Consider the following 16,057-nt stretch of genomic DNA (forward strand, 5'->3'; position numbering starts at 1 on the left):
TTTTGTTTATGAAAAGTCAAATTACAAATGCGATGCACAGAGAGCAAGCACGGATTTCCTTGAAAAATCAATGGGGAACGATGGCTTGGATTACATTTTTAGCAGTTTTTATCCGCTTTATTATCGGTTCAGTCGTAGGAGGAATCGCTAATTTCCCACAAGATAGTGGGGGAAATAATGTGATGTCTTTCTTACTGAATAACTTTCTATTTTTTGCGATTACGTATGGTACGTATTTTTGCGCACTGCAAGTCCTTAGAGGCAAACGTGTGCAGGCAAATATGCTAACAACGATTTTCCAAGGGAAATTCTATTTGCCGATGTTATTGATCAATTTTACTCAGACTATTATCGAACTTTTGTTGAATCTACTTGTGTTATTGCCCATTCTCATTTCGTATGGTGCGACGATCTATTTTGGTTTGATGTTCAATACAGTGACAGTCAATCAATTTCAAACTGAAATGACAGGAGATATTTCCTTAGCTTTATTATTGATCATTTTTGGTTTACTGATGATTTTAGTCAGTGTGTTTGTTAGCGGTGTGTTCCAGTTTGCTGTTTGGGTGAAAATCGATGATCCTGAGTTATCAGTTAGCGATTCACTTAAGTATGCTCTGTATTTGATGAAAGGACGTTTTGGCCAATATTTACTTTTACAGCTGTCATTTATCGGCTGGTTTATTATTGGAGCATTGGTACTTGGCATCGGTTTGTTATGGGTGATTCCTTATCACGATGTAGCAATCGCAAGTTTTTATGATGCAGCCCGTGATGAAAAAGGAGCACCAGAAGTTATCGATTGATACAAAGTAGAGCTGTCTTTCAATAGGCATGCTCTTTTTCTGTTTTCTCAGTTAATTCGTTCGCGCTATTTTCTTTTTTTATGTTACCATAAGGAAGAGAAGAATGAAGGAGGTTGATGGAGTTGAACATTACCGTTTTAGGCTGTTTAGGCGCATATCCATATAAAGGCGAAGGAACAAGTTCGTATTTGCTGGAATCGGATGGGTTTCAGCTTTTATTGGATGCAGGAAGTACGACGCTTGTAAATTTAGAGGAGCATATCGATCCGTTGGCACTTGATGCTGTGATCTTGTCTCATTATCATCATGATCATATCGCTGATTTGGGTGTATTGCAGTATTATCGCCAATTATATCCAGTGATGGAGCCGACGCCTGTTTTGCCGATTTATGGACATACAGATGATCAAATTCATTTTGAAGCATTGAATATGCCGAATGTGTCAAAAGCGGTGCCTTATTTTGAAGCAGAAGAATTAAAAATAGGTCCATTTTTGATTACCTTTATGAAAACGATCCATCCAGTTCCTTGCTACGCCATGCGATTTGTAGAAGAAAAAACAGGTAAGGTTTTTGTTTATACGGGAGACTCAGGTTATTTAGAAAGCTTTATTGATTTTGCTGAGGATGCGGATGTCTTTTTAGCAGATACGTACTTATTTGAAGGAAATGAACATCATCATGCCCATTTTACGTCCAAAGAATCAGGAGAAATCGCTAAAGCTGCGCATGTTAAAATGCTTGTTTTGACTCATTTACCTCAACATGGTTCGTTAGAAGAACTAAAAGAGCAAGCGCAAAAAGCAGCTGGAGATCAAGTAGAAGTTTGTTTAGCAGAGAAAAATTTAGTGATTACTATTTAAGGAGTGAGCAAGTGTGATTTTTGTACCAAATGAAAATAATGACCCAAGAGTAAACTTAGCAATCGAGACATATCTTCTAAAAGAAAAGCCATTGGATGAACCGATATTATTATTTTATATCAATGATCCATCGATCATCATTGGTCGTAACCAAAATACGATCGAAGAAATCAATAAAGAATATGTGGATGAAAAAGGGATCCATGTTGTTCGTCGTTTAAGTGGTGGCGGTGCGGTGTATCATGATCACGGCAATCTGAATTTCAGCTTTATCATGCCGGATGATGGCAATTCCTTCCGTGATTTCGCTAAAGTCACACAACCGATCATTCAAGCGCTTCATGAATTAGGGGTTTCTGGTGCTGAGTTGAAAGGTCGTAATGATTTAGTGATCGACGGCATGAAATTCTCAGGTAATGCGATGTACGCAACTGCCGGCAGAATGTTTGCCCATGGAACCTTGATGTTTGATAGCGATATCGACGAAGTAGTCAATGCTTTAAAAGTTCGTAAAGATAAAATTGAATCAAAGGGAATCAAGTCTGTACGTTCACGTGTAACGAATATCAAACCATTCTTACCCGAAGAAAAACAAGGAATGACGACAGAAGAATTTCGTGAAGACATTCTATTGAAAATCTTTGGTGTAGATTCTGTCGATCAAGTAAAAACATATGAATTGACTGATGATGACTGGGAAAAAATCAATAAAATATCTGATGAATATTATCGTAATTGGGATTGGAATTACGGCAAATCTCCTGCGTTCAATTTAGAACGCCGCCATCGCTTCCCAATTGGTGCAATCGATGCTCAAATGAATGTAGAAGATGGTGAAATCAAAGAAATCAAAATTTTTGGAGACTTTTTTGGCTTAGGTGAAATCAAAGATGTCGAAGAAATTTTAACTGGTACAAAATACGAAAAAGCAGCGATCGAAGAAGCTGTCGAGAAAATCGACGTGAAGAAATATTTCGGCAATATCGAAAAAGCTGATTTAGTCTCATTGTTATACTAAATAGGACAACATAAAAAGGATCTATTTTATAAGCCAAGTAGACGTTGTTTATCGGCCACTTTTGTCAGCTGTTTACCCAAATTTAAAGAGTGTGGAACAAAACTGATTTTTGTTTTTGTTCCACATTCTTTTTTGACATCATAGCTATCTCTTCGTATAATAAAGAAGCGAAAAGGAGCGGAATATATGCGAAATGAAATGATGCATCGACCAGTTGTCAAAAAGGAACTTGTCGATTTTATGCGAGATAAACAAAAGAAAATCGAAGGTGAATTAGGTGTGATCGAGGAAGAAGCTCACGAAGCTGGCATCCCAGTCATTCCTCATGAAACAGTGGTTTTTTTACAATTTTTCTTAGATCAAATGAAGCCTAAAAATATTTTGGAAATCGGGACTGCAATCGGTTTTTCTTCTAGTTTGATGGCACAATATGTCGGGGAAGAAGGGCATGTCACGACGATCGATCGATTTGATGTGATGATCAGAAAAGCAAAAGCTACTTATAAACGCTTAGGTTTAGAAGAGAAAGTGACCCTACTTGAAGGACAAGCTGCTGAGATTTTGCCTACATTAACAGGTCCATATGATTTTATTTTTATGGATAGTGCAAAATCAAAGTATATTGAGTTTTTACCTGAATGCCTGCGATTATTACGTGTAGGTGGTGTTTTAATGGTTGATGACGTGTTTCAGGCTGGAACGATCTTAGATCCGATCGAAGAGATTCCTCGTAGCCAACGGACAATTCATAGGAAGCTAAATCAATTTTTAGATACTGTGATGACTTATCCAGATTTGACTTCAACTCTATTACCATTAGGTGATGGTGTAATCATGATCACTAAAAACAAAGAACTAACTGAATAATAAACCTACTCAGATCAAAATAGACATATTTGGTCTGAGTTTTTCTACATCTACAATCAAACAATAAGAGGAGAGAAAGATGACAAATGATGAACAAAAAATAAAAATATTAAATAATTTAGTCGCTCATTATGGGTATCAATATTGGTGGGAACAGGAGAATCGGATCGCTGACTGGGTATCGATGATTTTGATCCAGCAAACAACCGAAAAAAATGCGAATAAAGCGCTAGACAATTTGACACCTCATCTTACCGTGGAGTCTCTACTGACGATCGATCTAAAAACCTTGCAAGAATTGATTCGCCCAGCGGGTTTCTATAAACAAAAAAGTGGCTATATTAAAGCACTGATCGAATGGTTTGCTTCACATGATGCTGATCTTGAAAAATTTCGCTCTTATCCAACTGAGGTTCTCAGAAAAGAACTTTTAGCAATCAAAGGAGTGGGAGGAGAAACTGCTGATGCGATGCTCTTATACATCTTTGAAAGAAATGTCTTTATTGCAGATCAATACGCTATGCGCTTGTTTACCCGCTTTGGTTACGGTCCTTATAAAAATTATGAAGCAATGCGCAGAGAATTCAATCATTTGACTGAACAAATTTCCCATCAGCAATGTAAAGAATGGCATGCAGCAATTGATGTTCATGGAAAACAGTTCTCTAAAAATAAGAAGATGGATGAAAGATTTCTGTTAGCATAAGAAGAAATTATACTCAAGTATTTTAATGTTCATTTAAGTTTCAAGGCATATGCTCTTTTTGAACAGGAGGTATCGCAATGAAACAGGAAAGAACAGTTAAAAGCTGGATGATTCAACTTTTTTCAATGGCAGCGCTCATGTTGCTGTTCATTTTTTTAGGACAAAAAAGTCTGATAGTATTTGCTGATAAATCACTTGAGAATAATCAGCCAACGGCCATTCAAACACCGACGATCATGGTTCCTGGGACAAACGGAACAGTGGATCGCTTTGATGGATTGATCAAAGCGTTAAAAGTAAATGAGCAGTCAGAGGTTTTAAAGGTAACCGTAGCGACTGACGGAACAGCTTCTTTCAGCGGAAAGCTTTCACCATCATCTGAGCATCCGATCATTGTGGTTGCTTTTGACGATAGTAGCGACGACACATTAGCTATTCAGGGAAAATGGTATCAACAAGCACTGGAAGCTATACAAAAGAAATATACCTTTAAGACCTATAATTATTTGGGACATTCTAATGGCGGACTAGTGATCACTTCTTATTTGGAAAACTTTCGTTTAGCAGATGATCCCGAATTGAATAAACTGATAACTCTTGGAACACCATATAATGGTACTTCTAGTAAAGAGAATGATGCAGTCACTAATTTTAGTGAAGTAAAGCAAGTTAGTCAGTCATTAACGAGTTATGTCCAAAAGCGACATGAGCTTCCTTCGACGATCAAAATGCTGAACATTGCTGGAGAAATCGAAAATGATGCAACGGATGGAACTGTTCCAGTCCAAAGTGTTTTTTCAGGAAGAATGATTTACCAAGAAAGCATAACTGACTATCAAGAATTATTGATTCAGGGAGAAAAAACTAAGCATAGCGAGTTGGTCGAAAATACGGAAGTCATCCAACAGTTACGATCCTTCTTTTGGGAGAAGTAGTGCAACAGAAGTAGAAATGAAAAAACGTTCATTTTTACTTTTGTTGTTTTTTTATTTTATGCGAAAAAATCGTTTCATTACATTATGTAAAAATAAATAGAAATCCTTTTTAGCACTCCTTTTTGACTTTATTGAGAATGAAGCCAGTATTTTCTCAAAGAGAAGCCTGAAATATCAAAAATAAAATAACTAAATGATAATAATTCTATTGACACAATTATTTCAAACTGATAGGCTAAGATTGTAGGAAAAAAAGTTTGCTGAAGTCAGTTTGTCTTTTTATTTTAGAAGAGTCCAGCTTTCTTTCAGTACATAAAAATTAGGAGGAAACATAAATGAACTTAATCAACACAAAATTATTGGATTTTGAATGCGACGCGTACCAAGATGGAGACTTTATTAAAGTTAGTACAGCAGATGTTTTAGGCAAATGGAGCATTTTCTTCTTTTATCCAGCTGACTTTTCATTTGTTTGTCCAACAGAATTAGGCGATATGCAAGATCACTATGACCACTTAAAAGAATTGAACTGTGAAGTCTATTCTGTGTCAGAAGATAGCCATTTTGTTCATAAAGCATGGGCAGATGCGACAGATACGATCGGCAAAATCAAATACCCGATGCTAGCTGATCCAAACGGTAAAATCGCTCGTTTCTTCGGTGTTTTAAATGAAGAGTTAGGTCAAGCGTACCGTGGCACATTTATCGTCAGCCCAGAAGGCGAAATCAAATCTTACGAAATCAACGACATGGGAATCGGCCGTAACGCAGACGAATTAGTTCGTAAGCTGGAAGCTTCTCAATTTGTTGCTGAACACGGAGATAAGGTTTGTCCAGCAAACTGGAAACCAGGTGAAGAAACGATCGCGCCAAGCTTAGACTTAGTTGGTAAAATCTAAATTTTTTTTAATAGCAAAACATAGAGGCTGAGACAGAAGCGTATAAACTTCTGGTTCGGCTTCTTTTAAAAAAGGAGACAGGAGAAAATATATGAGTCAAGAAATTTATGATTTGATCGTTATTGGTGGAGGATCGGCTGCTTTATCAGCTGGAATCTATGCTGGGCGGGCGATGCTTGATACATTGATCATCGAAAAAGATAAAATCGGCGGGCAAGTGACTACTACATCTGAAATTGTGAACTACCCGGCGATCAGAGCAACAACAGGTCCTGAATTAATGGAAGATATGCGTTTACAAGCGTTGGACTTTGGTGTGGACTTTACAACAGATGAAATCATTGACGTTGATTTAAGTCAGACAGTTAAAACAGTAAAGTCTGCAACTAAAACCTATCAAGCCTATGCAGTGATCATTGCTACAGGGGCTTCTGCACGTAAAATCGGTTTTCCTGGAGAAGTAGAATTTACTGGTCGTGGAATCGCTTATTGCTCAACCTGTGATGGCGAATTTTTCCAAGGATTGGACATTTTTGTTTTAGGCGGTGGTTATGCTGCGGCTGAAGAAGCTGTTTATCTAACTCGTTATGGGAAATCAGTAACGATGATCATTCGTGAGCCTGATTTTACTTGTGCGAAGCTAACAGCTGAAGCAGCAAAACAACATCCTGATATCAAGATCGTCTATAACACTGAAGTAAAAGAGATCACAGGAGACGATTTTGTCCGTAAAGCAGTCTTTTTCAATAATGAAACGGGTGAGGAAACAACCTATGAAGCACCAGAAGGCAGCACGTTTGGTATGTTTGTCTTTGCTGGGAACAAACCAAGTACAGAAATCTTTGAAGGTAAAGTTGAGTTAGATCGCGGCTATGTGCCAACCAATGAAAATATGGAAACAAACGTACCAGGTGTTTACGCGGCTGGAGATCTTAGAATCAAAGAATTACGCCAAATCGTTACAGCTGTTGCAGATGGTGCAATTGCAGCAACAAGTGCACAAAAATATGTGACAGAGGAAAAAACAAAAGCTGGTTTGCCGATCGTTAACGCGCGCTTGGAAGCCCGTTTGGAAAAACAACGTGCTGAAAAGAAAGAAGTAAAACCTAAAGAGCAAAAACCTGCAAAAACCAGTGGAAACAATACATGGTTCCCTGATGCGATGAGAGAACAGCTTGGCGGAATCTTCGGTAAATTAACGAAAAATGTAACATTACTGCAGATCATGGACAGTAGTGCAGAAAAATCACTTGAACTAAATTCATTCCTGACTGAGTTTGCTTCATTAAGTGATAAAATTCTTTTAGAAACGATCCAACAAGGCGAGAAAACTGATTTAGAAGAGCAATACGGTATTGATAAATTACCAAGTGTTGTTGTTTTGGACGACCAAGGAACATATACTGGTATCAAGTTTAGCGGTATTCCAAGTGGCCATGAAGTCAATTCGATCGTATTAGCTGTTTATAATGTAGGAAGCGAAGGCCAGCCGGTAGAAGCACCAGTTGTCGCTAAAATAAAAGAGTTGCCTAAGAAGAAAGTTCAAATTTTTGTCTCTTTAACTTGTCATTATTGTCCAGACGTTGTTGCCTCGTGTCAGCGAATTGCGTCACTGAATCACAATGTCGAAGCAGAAATGATCGATATTGGTGTTTTCCCAGAATTAAAAACAGAGAAAAAAATCATGAGTGTACCAGCAATGATCATTGATGATGAAGAAATTGTTTTTGGATCAAAAAATATGGAAGAAATCATTGAGATTTTAGAAAAATAAATAAATAAAAGTGAGGCTTGCATCATGCAGGCCTCACTTTTATTTATTTATTCCATATTTTTCATTTAGGTACTCTGAAAAAGGCTGTTCGATCGTCTGGAAAATCCGTTGAGCGATTTCTTCATGGCCTTTGGTGTTTGGATGCATATCTTTTTCGATTTCTTTCTTATCAAGTATATTCGGGTATTTTTTTGGATCAATCGTATCTGTTCGTGTAGTCCATAGACCACGAATATTTGCAACTGGCACCTCATATTTTGCTCCAACTTTAAAAAGAACATCATCGTAGCGCTGGGATAATTTTTGATCGCGATTCCAAGTAGTCACTAAAACGATAAAAATGCGTTCAGCCTGCAACTCTGTAACAATATGAGAAATATTTGCTTCAAATTGAATTAAGCTTTGATCATCTTTATGAGCTAAAATATCATTGGTACCATATTCGATCGTTACCAAATCTGGTTTTTGTTCTTTTATTTCTTCAATGCTGGATATCCCCAAACCACTGGCTTTTTCGCCTGCTTTGAAAATACCTTTTTGATCAATGGCTATATCAAACTCTTTCGAAAGTTCATCCGCTAAGACAGAAGTAAATTTCTCTTCCTCTTTCTCAACGATCCAGCCAGCACTCAAGCTGTCACCCATCGGAGCGTATATAAGTTTATCTGGTACATTCGTTGAGACGTCATTTGTTGTTGGATAGGTTGTTTCAACCGTACTTGATTCAGCAGCTTCCATCAGCTTTTCTTTGGCAGGAGTTGCGGCAAAGAAAAAATAGAGTACAAAAATAATAATAGGAACAGCTGCGCCAGCCAATACATAACTAATCTTTTTCATCTAGAACATCCTTTTTTTGTAGTAGTCTAGAGTATACCAAAAAAAGACCGCTTCCTACAACTTGAAATTCAAGTGGAAGAAGCGGCGAAAGCCAGATTATTTGATCGTTACTAGTTTTTTCAAAGGTTCTACGCCAAAATGTTTTTCTTGATAAAGTAAAATTTCAGCACAGGCACGACTATCTTCAAGCGCATCATGATGATTGTTTAGTTGGATATCTAAATTCTCACAAACAGTATTCAACTTGTGATTCGGCATTTCCGGAAATAGCTTGCGACTTGTTTTGACTGTACACAAAGATAAATAATTCGGCTGAGCGATCCCATAATAATCCAGACAACCAGCTAAAACACCACAATCAAATGGGGCATTATGAGCAACGACTAAGCTATTTGGTTTGAAACAAGCCTGAATTTGCTGCCAAACATCTGGAAATTTAGGTGCATCGGCTACATCTTCTGGTTTGATGCCGTGGATCTGAATATTTTTCCAAAAGAAATCTGTTTCTGGTTTGATCAACGAATAATATTCATCAACGATTTTACTATTTTCTACTTTTACTAAAGCGACTGAACAGGCACTATGTTTTGCATAGCTGGCTGTTTCAAAGTCTATGGAATAAAAGTTCATGGTCATTATCCCTTTCGCTTAACAAAATTAATTCATACATGCAGTATATCAAAAGATTTGACGGATGGTAAGGCAAATCGGAAAATATTAATAAAAATGAAATAAAATTCGTTAAAGTCTACTAGAAAGCTAAATCGACTTCTACTGGACAATGATCACTTCCCGTAATGTCAGTGTAAATTTTTGCATCGATCAATTGCTCTTTCAAACCGTCAGAAACAACAAAGTAGTCGATTCTCCAGCCAGCATTATTTTTTCGCGCATTGAAACGATAACTCCACCAAGAATAGACACCTTCTTGATCCGGGTTGAAATAACGGTAAGTATCGATAAAGCCACTATCTAAAAGCTCAGTGAATTTTTGACGTTCTTCAGGTGTAAAACCAGCATTTTTTTGATTAGTTTTCCAATTTTTTAGATCGATATTTTGATGAGCCACATTTAAATCACCGCATAATATCACCGGTTTTTCTTTGCCTAAGTCATTCAAATAGGCACGAAAAGCATCTTCCCAGGTCATGCGATAATCCAGACGTTTCAATTCATTTTGAGAATTGGGCGTATAGCAAGTGATCATAAAAAATTCTGGATACTCTAATGTGATCAAACGACCTTCCTGATCGTGTTCTTCAAGTCCCATACCATAACGGACGCTCAGGGCTTCTTGCTTCGCAAAAATCGCTGTTCCGGAATAGCCTTTCTTTTCAGCATAATTCCAGTATTGATAATAACCAGGTAGATCAAGATCGATTTGTCCTTCTTGTAACTTCGTTTCCTGCAGGCAGAAAAAGTCCGCATCTAATTCATTGAAGACATCCATAAAATTTTTCTTTACAACTGCTCTTAAGCCATTGACGTTCCATGAGATACATTTCATTGTTACAGCACCTTTCTAGAGTGAATATTTTATAGTCTTAGTTTAACATAAAGGAGATTATTAATGAGAGTTTAAAACTTTTATTCTAGTGATAAGTGGTGTTGAACAGGTAAAATATAGTATGATAGTTCTATCAACTAATGATTGTGGGGAAATAAGATGAAAATCGGAGTGATCGGGTTAGGAAACATCGCACAAAAAGCCTATTTGCCTGTTTATGCTGAATTAAGAGATCAAGCGACCTTTATTTTATCTACTAGAAATGAACAAACACGAAAAGAAGTTAGTGAAAAATATGGATTTACTGAAACCACAGTTTCTATAGAAGAATTGATCGAAAGAAAAATCGATGCTTGTTTTGTTCATGTTGCCACAAAAGTACACGGCCAAGTGGTCAAACAGCTATTAGAAGCAGGAATCCATGTCTTTGTAGATAAACCGCTGAGTGAAAATTTAACGGAAGTTCAAGAAATCCAAACGTTGGCAGCAGAAAAAAACGTCCTTTTGATGGTTGGTTTCAATCGTCGTTTTGCACCTCTGGTAAATGAATTAAAAGCTGTTAAAAACAAAAATATGCTCTTTATCCAAAAAAATCGTATCGCTGCTCAAGAAACAACTGATTTTGTGATCTATGATCTATTTTTACATGTGGCAGACACGCTAGTTTACCTATTAGATGATCCGATTCGACAAGTTCAGACGAAAGTAATCGAGGAAAAAGGGTTCTTAAAAAGAGCGGTTCTTCAAGTCGAAACAGAAACAACAACAGCGATTGCTTCGATGAATCTTTTTGCGGGAGCCAATACAGAAACCTATCAAGTGATGAGTGATGAAGGAACCTATATTTTAGAGAATTTGACCGATTTAACGATCAAGTCTGATCAAAGAGTAGAGCAAAAAAGTTTTGGGGATTGGACGCCGACCTTGGAAAAAAGAGGCTTTCAACAAATGGTAACGACATTTATTGCCGCAATGGAAAATCAAGAAATAGAAGCTTTACGACAAGAGGATATTTTCACAAGTCATGAGTTATGCGCTAAAATGATTCGTCAACATCAGCAGCATATTTTATAGAATCAGACTAGAAAGTTTTTCTTAGGCATGCTAGAATAAATAGGATGTTTGAAAGAAAGGAACGACTTTCGATGAATAAAAATGAAATGATGACTGAATTAAAAGATATAAAACTGTTATTTGATGAACCTTTGATGAATTTTACCTTTACTAAAACAGGTGGACCAGTCGATGTATTGGCTTTTCCAAAGTCAAAAGAAGAAGTGGCTCTATTAGTTGCTTATTGCAAAAAAAATGATTTTCCTTGGCTTGTTTTAGGGAACGCCAGTAACTTGATCGTACGTGATGGCGGAATTCGTGGAATGGTTATTATGTTGGAAGAAATGAAGCAAGTTTCGGTAGTTGAGGATGAATTAGTTGTTGAAGCAGGAGCAAAGCTGATCGATACGACATATGTTGCGCTGGATCATGATTTGGCTGGGTTTGAATTTGCCTGTGGAATTCCGGGAAGTGTCGGCGGAGCTGTTTATATGAACGCTGGTGCTTATGGTGGGGAGATCAAGGACGTTTTTACATCTGTTGATATCCTACTAGAAGATGGCACGATCAAGACTTTTAGTAATGAAGAAATGGACTTTTCTTATCGTCACAGCGTGGTCCAAACAATGCATTGCGTCGTACTTGAAGCTAGATTCACCTTGAAAAAAGGCGATCATGCCCTTATTAAAGCAAAAATGGATGAGCTGACTGAGCTGAGAGTTTCCAAGCAGCCGTTAGAATATCCTTCTTGTGGAAGTGTATTTAAACGTCCGGAAGGGCACTTTACTGGAAAGTTGATTCAAGATGCAGGATTGCAGGGGTTAAAATGGGGCGGCGCGCAGATATCTGAAAAGCATGCTGGTTTTATTGTGAATATCGATCATGCCACCGCAACAGATTATGTCGAATTGATTGCCCATATTCAAAGTGTGATCAAAGAGAAATTTGATGTTTCACTAGAAACAGAAGTCCGTATTATCGGTGAAGAAAAATAGTAAAAATGTCCACACATAAAAAATAGAGCCTGCTTTATGCAAGCTCTATTTTTATTTGGTTATTCTGCATTCGCTTTTAAATCTTCGATTTCAACAACTTTTAAGTTTTTACGCTCTAGATTTTCAACAATTTGCGCGCACGTTTCTTCAGTTGTTTCAGCTGGTAAAGTAATCAATGTGCGGCGGATAAACTCATCTTCACCAATATCTAAGGTGATACAGCTGGCAATACTGCTGTGCTTGGCAATAATTTTAGTCATAGCAGCCAAATCACCTTGTTTTCCAGTTGTCGCGATCGTCAAAACATAACTTCCGCGTTCTATATTCCAAGACTGGGCCAAGATATTTAATAACGTACTGTGTGTTAGAATCCCATAAAAATAATTATTTTCGTCTAGTACAGCAATATAAGGCAACTCTTTGATCGTGAAAAAGACCTTAAAGAATGACGTATTCACAAAAATAAATTTTGTCGCATTTTTCAATAAATAAGTCACTGGTAGACTCATGTCTCCGCCGTTTGCTTTATGGCGATAGATATGCATTTTATAGATATTTCCTCGGAAGATTTTTTCAGATTCATCAAGAATCGGTACACAGCGGTAACCTGAATCTTCAAGGATGTTCAATGCTTCTTCTAAAGTACAAGATTCATTGACAGTTGTAAGGTTTTTCTTTTTGATAACAACGGATTTTAATAACATGATAAGCCCCCCGTAGGATAAATTCTTCTGACAAGCTAATCATACCATAATTCCCTTGAAAACCATAGTTTATTGAGTATACATTGACATTCTGTCAAAAGAATGATAATGTTAGTTAGTAAATTTTTGAATAGAGGAGGTTGAACAATGGCAACCAAAAAAGCAGCACTTGCATGTTCAGATTGTGGCTCCAGAAACTATTCTAAAGCCGTCAGTGAAGGAAAACGTGGAGAACGGTTAGAAATCAAAAAATTCTGTAAATACTGTCAAAAATACACGTTACATAAAGAGACGAAATAGATATTGGAGGGACTCAAATGAAGTTTTTACGTAGTGTTAAAGATGAGATGAAACAAGTAACTTGGCCATCAAAAAAACAATTACGCAAAGATACATTGGTCGTTATTGAAACGTCAATTATTTTCGCAGCATTGTTCTTTGTCATGGATACTGCAGTTCAAACAGTGTTTGGCTGGATTCTTAAATAATTAAAACTAGTAATTTAAGGAAAACGGTGCTATAATTGCAGAGGAGAAAAACTTCGGGGAACTGAGGTTTTTTTATTTTCACTTACAAAAGAAACCGAGTTTTAAGGACACCTTTAAGACTCTTGATTGATTATTTTCCACTATAAAACTAAAGGAGCTGCATCAAAATGGAATCATTTGAAAAAAATTGGTATGTACTTCATACATACTCTGGTTACGAGAACAAGGTCAAAGCAAACATTGAATCACGTGCACAAAGCATGGGAATGGGTGATTTTATTTTCCGTGTTGTTGTTCCAGAAGAAACTGCGACAGAAATAAAAAATGGAAAAGAAAAAGAAATCATCAATAAAACATTCCCAGGATATGTCTTGGTAGAAATGACTATGACCGATGATTCTTGGTACGTTGTCCGTAATACACCTGGTGTTACAGGATTTGTTGGTTCACATGGCGCAGGAAGCAAACCAGCTCCACTATTACAAGAAGAGATCAACCATATTCTACGTTCGATCGGTATGAGTACTCGTCAGTCTGATTTGGATGTAGCTTTAGGTGATACGGTTCGAATCATTGAAGGAGCATTCTCGGGTCTTGAAGGAGAAGTGACTGAGGTGGATGAGGAACGTCAAAAATTAAAAGTAAATATCGATATGTTCGGTCGTGAAACAAGTACAGAGTTAGACTTTGAACAAGTAGATTCAATTTAAGTTTTAGAAATACAGAGCAAGTCAGGACTGAAAATTCGGTTGGGCTTGCTTTTTTGATTCTTATGGAGGTTCAGTGATGGAAAGAAAACAGTTGTTTTATGTAGTATTGATTTGTTTCGCGCTCTTTTTTACAGGCTGTGGAAGTAAAAAAATAGTAGAGCAAAAGCCTTCATCAAACCCAACAAGTTCTAGTGAAACTGAGTCGAAGTCAGCAGTTCCTACACTTTTTATTCATGGTTATAGTGGCGGTAATGGTTCGTTTGGTGGAATGATCAAGCGTTTAGAAGCAGATGATTTTACGAAAAAAGAAGTTGTTTTGACTGTTAGCGCAGAAGGAAAAATCAATGCTTCAGGAAAACTTACGGGGAAAGAAAACAACCCGAGTGTTCAAGTATTATTTGAGGATAATAAAAATAATGAATGGAACCAAGCGGAGTGGATCAAAAATTGTCTGATTTACCTTCGAGATACATTTGAAATCAATCAGGTCAATCTTGTCGGACATTCGATGGGTGGTGTCAGTACATTAAGGTATTTGACGACTTATGGCGATGATCCAAGCTTACCCACAGTTCAAAAATTTGTTGCGATCGCAGCACCTTTCAATAATTTTGTTGAATTGTCAGAAGGTGAGACGGTCGATGGTTTGATTGCAAATGGGCCATCTGTTCAAAGTGAACGCTATGCTGATTATGTGAATGGGATCGATAAAGTTTCAGCAGGAATGCCAGTACTGATTCTTGCCGGAGATATAGAAGATGGTAGTTTAAGCGATGAGATCGTTCCAGTAGCAGATGCACTAAGCGTAATAGCTTTATTTAAAGCACATGGAAATAAGGTTCAAGAAAAAATCTTTTATGGAAAAAATGCACAACACAGTCAGCTGCATGAAAATAGAGAAGTAGATCAGACGGTTGCAAACTTTTTGTGGCGTTCTGATAAATAAACCTAAAAAACTGTTGCAGTCTCCATTGAGTTTAATCTGGAGCGCAACAGTTTTTCAGTTTATTTGGTTTGATTAGCAGCAATTTCTTTTGTTAAACGTTGTGCAGTCGGTGTCATCGCCAACCCGCCTTCAGCTGTTTCTTTGAATATTTGCGGCATTTGCCGTCCTACTTGATACATTGCTGCGACAACTTCATCTGGGGGAATCACGCTGCGGATACCAGCAAGTGCCATATCTGCTGAGATAAAAGCTTGAGAAGAGCCCAAAGCATTTCGTTTCACACAAGGAACTTCAACAAGTCCTGCAACAGGATCACAAATCAAGCCCATCATATTTTTTAAAGTGATCGCGATTGCTTGAGCAGACTGATCAGCAGAACCACCGGCAGCACTGACTAGTGCGGCGCTGGCCATTGCACTGGCTGAACCAACTTCGGCCTGACAGCCGCCTTCTGCACCGCTGATAGAGGAATTATTGGCAATCACCAAGCCAAAAGCTCCGGCAGTGAATAAGAAATCTAACTGTTGTTCATGTGTTAAATGTAATTTTTCAATAGCTGCCATTAAAACGCCAGGAACTACTCCTGCGCTTCCAGCTGTCGGAGTCGCGCAAATCAAGCCCATGTTTGCATTGACTTCATTGACAGCAACCGCATTTCTAACAGCGGTTAAAATCGTTTCTCCGCTTAAAAAATTTCCCTCTTGAATATAGGTATTTAAGCGAGTAGCATCGCCGCCAGTGATACCAGTAACAGACGTCACGCCGTTGACCCCTTCTTCGATCGACTGCTTCATGACCGCAAGATTGCGTTCCATTGTTTCAATAATTTTTTCGCGGCTATAGCCGTGATTTTCGATTTCTGTTGCGATCATCAATTCGGCAACAGAAGGGTAATCTGCTGCTTGTTTTACTAATTCTTCTATTGTTAGAAACATAGTTTACTGCTCCT

General features: G+C 37.6%; 19 protein-coding genes. 14 read left to right on the top strand and 5 right to left on the bottom strand.

Annotated features, from left to right (window positions below; all coding sequences use genetic code 11):
• The first annotated feature begins 8 nt into the window (after positions 1-8).
• From CC204_RS18455 to CC204_RS18490, 8 genes are all read left to right on the top strand, one after another.
• Complete coding sequence (locus CC204_RS18455) at positions 9-806, top strand: DUF975 family protein (protein WP_088271506.1); 798 nt, start codon at positions 9-11, stop codon at positions 804-806.
• A gap of 122 nt (positions 807-928) precedes the next feature.
• On the top strand, positions 929-1,669 hold the full coding sequence (locus tag CC204_RS18460; RefSeq protein ID WP_088271762.1) for an MBL fold metallo-hydrolase: 741 nt from the start codon (positions 929-931) through the stop codon (positions 1,667-1,669).
• 13 nt (positions 1,670-1,682) lie between these two features.
• Entirely contained in the window at positions 1,683-2,687 is a 1,005-nt protein-coding gene (locus CC204_RS18465) for a lipoate--protein ligase (protein WP_088271507.1), read from the top strand.
• 186 nt (positions 2,688-2,873) lie between these two features.
• The gene (locus CC204_RS18470) at positions 2,874-3,554 is read left to right on the top strand and encodes an O-methyltransferase (RefSeq protein WP_088271508.1); all 681 of its coding nucleotides are present in this window, start codon (positions 2,874-2,876) and stop codon (positions 3,552-3,554) included.
• Between the two features lie 79 nt (positions 3,555-3,633).
• Entirely contained in the window at positions 3,634-4,260 is a 627-nt protein-coding gene (locus CC204_RS18475) for an endonuclease III domain-containing protein (RefSeq protein WP_088271509.1), read from the top strand.
• Positions 4,261-4,337: 77 nt separating this feature from the next.
• Entirely contained in the window at positions 4,338-5,195 is an 858-nt protein-coding gene (locus CC204_RS18480; protein WP_088271510.1) for an alpha/beta hydrolase, read from the top strand.
• Between the two features lie 335 nt (positions 5,196-5,530).
• Positions 5,531-6,094 carry an alkyl hydroperoxide reductase subunit C gene (gene ahpC, locus CC204_RS18485; protein WP_087639415.1) on the top strand — a complete coding sequence of 188 codons (564 nt, stop codon included), beginning with the start codon at positions 5,531-5,533 and terminating at the stop codon, positions 6,092-6,094.
• Between the two features lie 91 nt (positions 6,095-6,185).
• On the top strand, positions 6,186-7,868 hold the full coding sequence (locus CC204_RS18490; protein ID WP_088271511.1) for an FAD-dependent oxidoreductase: 1,683 nt from the start codon (positions 6,186-6,188) through the stop codon (positions 7,866-7,868).
• Between the two features lie 39 nt (positions 7,869-7,907).
• Here CC204_RS18490 and CC204_RS18495 read toward each other — a convergent pair whose 3' ends face one another.
• From CC204_RS18495 to CC204_RS18505, 3 genes are all read right to left on the bottom strand, one after another.
• Positions 7,908-8,705, bottom strand: a complete 798-nt coding sequence (locus tag CC204_RS18495) for an SGNH/GDSL hydrolase family protein (protein ID WP_088271512.1) — start codon at positions 8,703-8,705, stop codon at positions 7,908-7,910.
• A gap of 96 nt (positions 8,706-8,801) precedes the next feature.
• Positions 8,802-9,335, bottom strand: a complete 534-nt coding sequence (locus tag CC204_RS18500; RefSeq protein WP_088271513.1) for a 3'-5' exonuclease — start codon at positions 9,333-9,335, stop codon at positions 8,802-8,804.
• Between the two features lie 121 nt (positions 9,336-9,456).
• Positions 9,457-10,212 (bottom strand): exodeoxyribonuclease III, encoded by a 756-nt coding sequence (locus CC204_RS18505; RefSeq protein WP_088271514.1) that lies wholly within the window; start codon positions 10,210-10,212, stop codon positions 9,457-9,459.
• A gap of 159 nt (positions 10,213-10,371) precedes the next feature.
• On the opposite strand from CC204_RS18505, the gene CC204_RS18510 reads away from it, so the two are divergent.
• On the top strand, positions 10,372-11,286 hold the full coding sequence (locus CC204_RS18510; protein WP_088271515.1) for a Gfo/Idh/MocA family protein: 915 nt from the start codon (positions 10,372-10,374) through the stop codon (positions 11,284-11,286).
• Positions 11,287-11,357: 71 nt separating this feature from the next.
• Complete coding sequence (murB, locus tag CC204_RS18515; RefSeq protein ID WP_088271516.1) at positions 11,358-12,260, top strand: UDP-N-acetylmuramate dehydrogenase; 903 nt, start codon at positions 11,358-11,360, stop codon at positions 12,258-12,260.
• Between the two features lie 59 nt (positions 12,261-12,319).
• Here the strand turns inward: murB and cbpA are convergent, their stop codons facing one another.
• A complete protein-coding gene (cbpA, locus tag CC204_RS18520) occupies positions 12,320-12,964 on the bottom strand; it encodes a cyclic di-AMP binding protein CbpA (RefSeq protein WP_088271517.1) in 645 nt (214 codons plus the stop codon).
• A 147-nt stretch (positions 12,965-13,111) separates the two neighbouring features.
• Here cbpA and rpmG point away from each other — a divergent pair, with 147 nt between their 5' ends.
• From rpmG to CC204_RS18540, 4 genes are all read left to right on the top strand, one after another.
• Positions 13,112-13,264, top strand: a complete 153-nt coding sequence (gene rpmG, locus CC204_RS18525; RefSeq protein ID WP_087639411.1) for a 50S ribosomal protein L33 — start codon at positions 13,112-13,114, stop codon at positions 13,262-13,264.
• A gap of 17 nt (positions 13,265-13,281) precedes the next feature.
• Positions 13,282-13,452, top strand: coding sequence for a preprotein translocase subunit SecE (gene secE / locus CC204_RS18530; RefSeq protein ID WP_087639412.1), 171 nt, complete (start codon positions 13,282-13,284; stop codon positions 13,450-13,452).
• Between the two features lie 167 nt (positions 13,453-13,619).
• Positions 13,620-14,162, top strand: coding sequence for a transcription termination/antitermination protein NusG (gene nusG / locus CC204_RS18535; protein WP_088271518.1), 543 nt, complete (start codon positions 13,620-13,622; stop codon positions 14,160-14,162).
• 76 nt (positions 14,163-14,238) lie between these two features.
• Entirely contained in the window at positions 14,239-15,108 is an 870-nt protein-coding gene (locus CC204_RS18540) for an alpha/beta fold hydrolase (protein ID WP_088271519.1), read from the top strand.
• 59 nt (positions 15,109-15,167) lie between these two features.
• Here the strand turns inward: CC204_RS18540 and sdaAA are convergent, their stop codons facing one another.
• Complete coding sequence (gene sdaAA / locus CC204_RS18545) at positions 15,168-16,043, bottom strand: L-serine ammonia-lyase, iron-sulfur-dependent, subunit alpha (protein WP_088271520.1); 876 nt, start codon at positions 16,041-16,043, stop codon at positions 15,168-15,170.
• Between the last annotated feature and the right edge of the window lie 14 nt (positions 16,044-16,057).

The organism is Enterococcus wangshanyuanii, from assembly GCF_002197645.1.
In the GTDB taxonomy this organism is placed as follows: Bacteria; Bacillota; Bacilli; order Lactobacillales; family Enterococcaceae; genus Enterococcus_L; species Enterococcus_L wangshanyuanii.

What these genes read in the sequence shown, in the direction of transcription:
- CC204_RS18455 (WP_088271506.1), top strand. Translation starts at nt 9, where the DNA reads ATGAAAAGTCAAATTACAAATGCGATGCACAGAGAGCAAGCACGGATT.
- CC204_RS18470 (WP_088271508.1), top strand. Translation starts at nt 2,874, where the DNA reads ATGCGAAATGAAATGATGCATCGACCAGTTGTCAAAAAGGAACTTGTC.
- CC204_RS18475 (WP_088271509.1), top strand. Translation starts at nt 3,634, where the DNA reads ATGACAAATGATGAACAAAAAATAAAAATATTAAATAATTTAGTCGCT.
- CC204_RS18480 (WP_088271510.1), top strand. Translation starts at nt 4,338, where the DNA reads ATGAAACAGGAAAGAACAGTTAAAAGCTGGATGATTCAACTTTTTTCA.
- ahpC (WP_087639415.1), top strand. Translation starts at nt 5,531, where the DNA reads ATGAACTTAATCAACACAAAATTATTGGATTTTGAATGCGACGCGTAC.
- CC204_RS18490 (WP_088271511.1), top strand. Translation starts at nt 6,186, where the DNA reads ATGAGTCAAGAAATTTATGATTTGATCGTTATTGGTGGAGGATCGGCT.
- CC204_RS18495 (WP_088271512.1), bottom strand. Translation starts at nt 8,705, where the DNA reads ATGAAAAAGATTAGTTATGTATTGGCTGGCGCAGCTGTTCCTATTATT.
- CC204_RS18500 (WP_088271513.1), bottom strand. Translation starts at nt 9,335, where the DNA reads ATGAACTTTTATTCCATAGACTTTGAAACAGCCAGCTATGCAAAACAT.
- CC204_RS18505 (WP_088271514.1), bottom strand. Translation starts at nt 10,212, where the DNA reads ATGAAATGTATCTCATGGAACGTCAATGGCTTAAGAGCAGTTGTAAAG.
- CC204_RS18510 (WP_088271515.1), top strand. Translation starts at nt 10,372, where the DNA reads ATGAAAATCGGAGTGATCGGGTTAGGAAACATCGCACAAAAAGCCTAT.
- murB (WP_088271516.1), top strand. Translation starts at nt 11,358, where the DNA reads ATGAATAAAAATGAAATGATGACTGAATTAAAAGATATAAAACTGTTA.
- cbpA (WP_088271517.1), bottom strand. Translation starts at nt 12,964, where the DNA reads ATGTTATTAAAATCCGTTGTTATCAAAAAGAAAAACCTTACAACTGTC.
- rpmG (WP_087639411.1), top strand. Translation starts at nt 13,112, where the DNA reads ATGGCAACCAAAAAAGCAGCACTTGCATGTTCAGATTGTGGCTCCAGA.
- secE (WP_087639412.1), top strand. Translation starts at nt 13,282, where the DNA reads ATGAAGTTTTTACGTAGTGTTAAAGATGAGATGAAACAAGTAACTTGG.
- nusG (WP_088271518.1), top strand. Translation starts at nt 13,620, where the DNA reads ATGGAATCATTTGAAAAAAATTGGTATGTACTTCATACATACTCTGGT.
- CC204_RS18540 (WP_088271519.1), top strand. Translation starts at nt 14,239, where the DNA reads ATGGAAAGAAAACAGTTGTTTTATGTAGTATTGATTTGTTTCGCGCTC.
- sdaAA (WP_088271520.1), bottom strand. Translation starts at nt 16,043, where the DNA reads ATGTTTCTAACAATAGAAGAATTAGTAAAACAAGCAGCAGATTACCCT.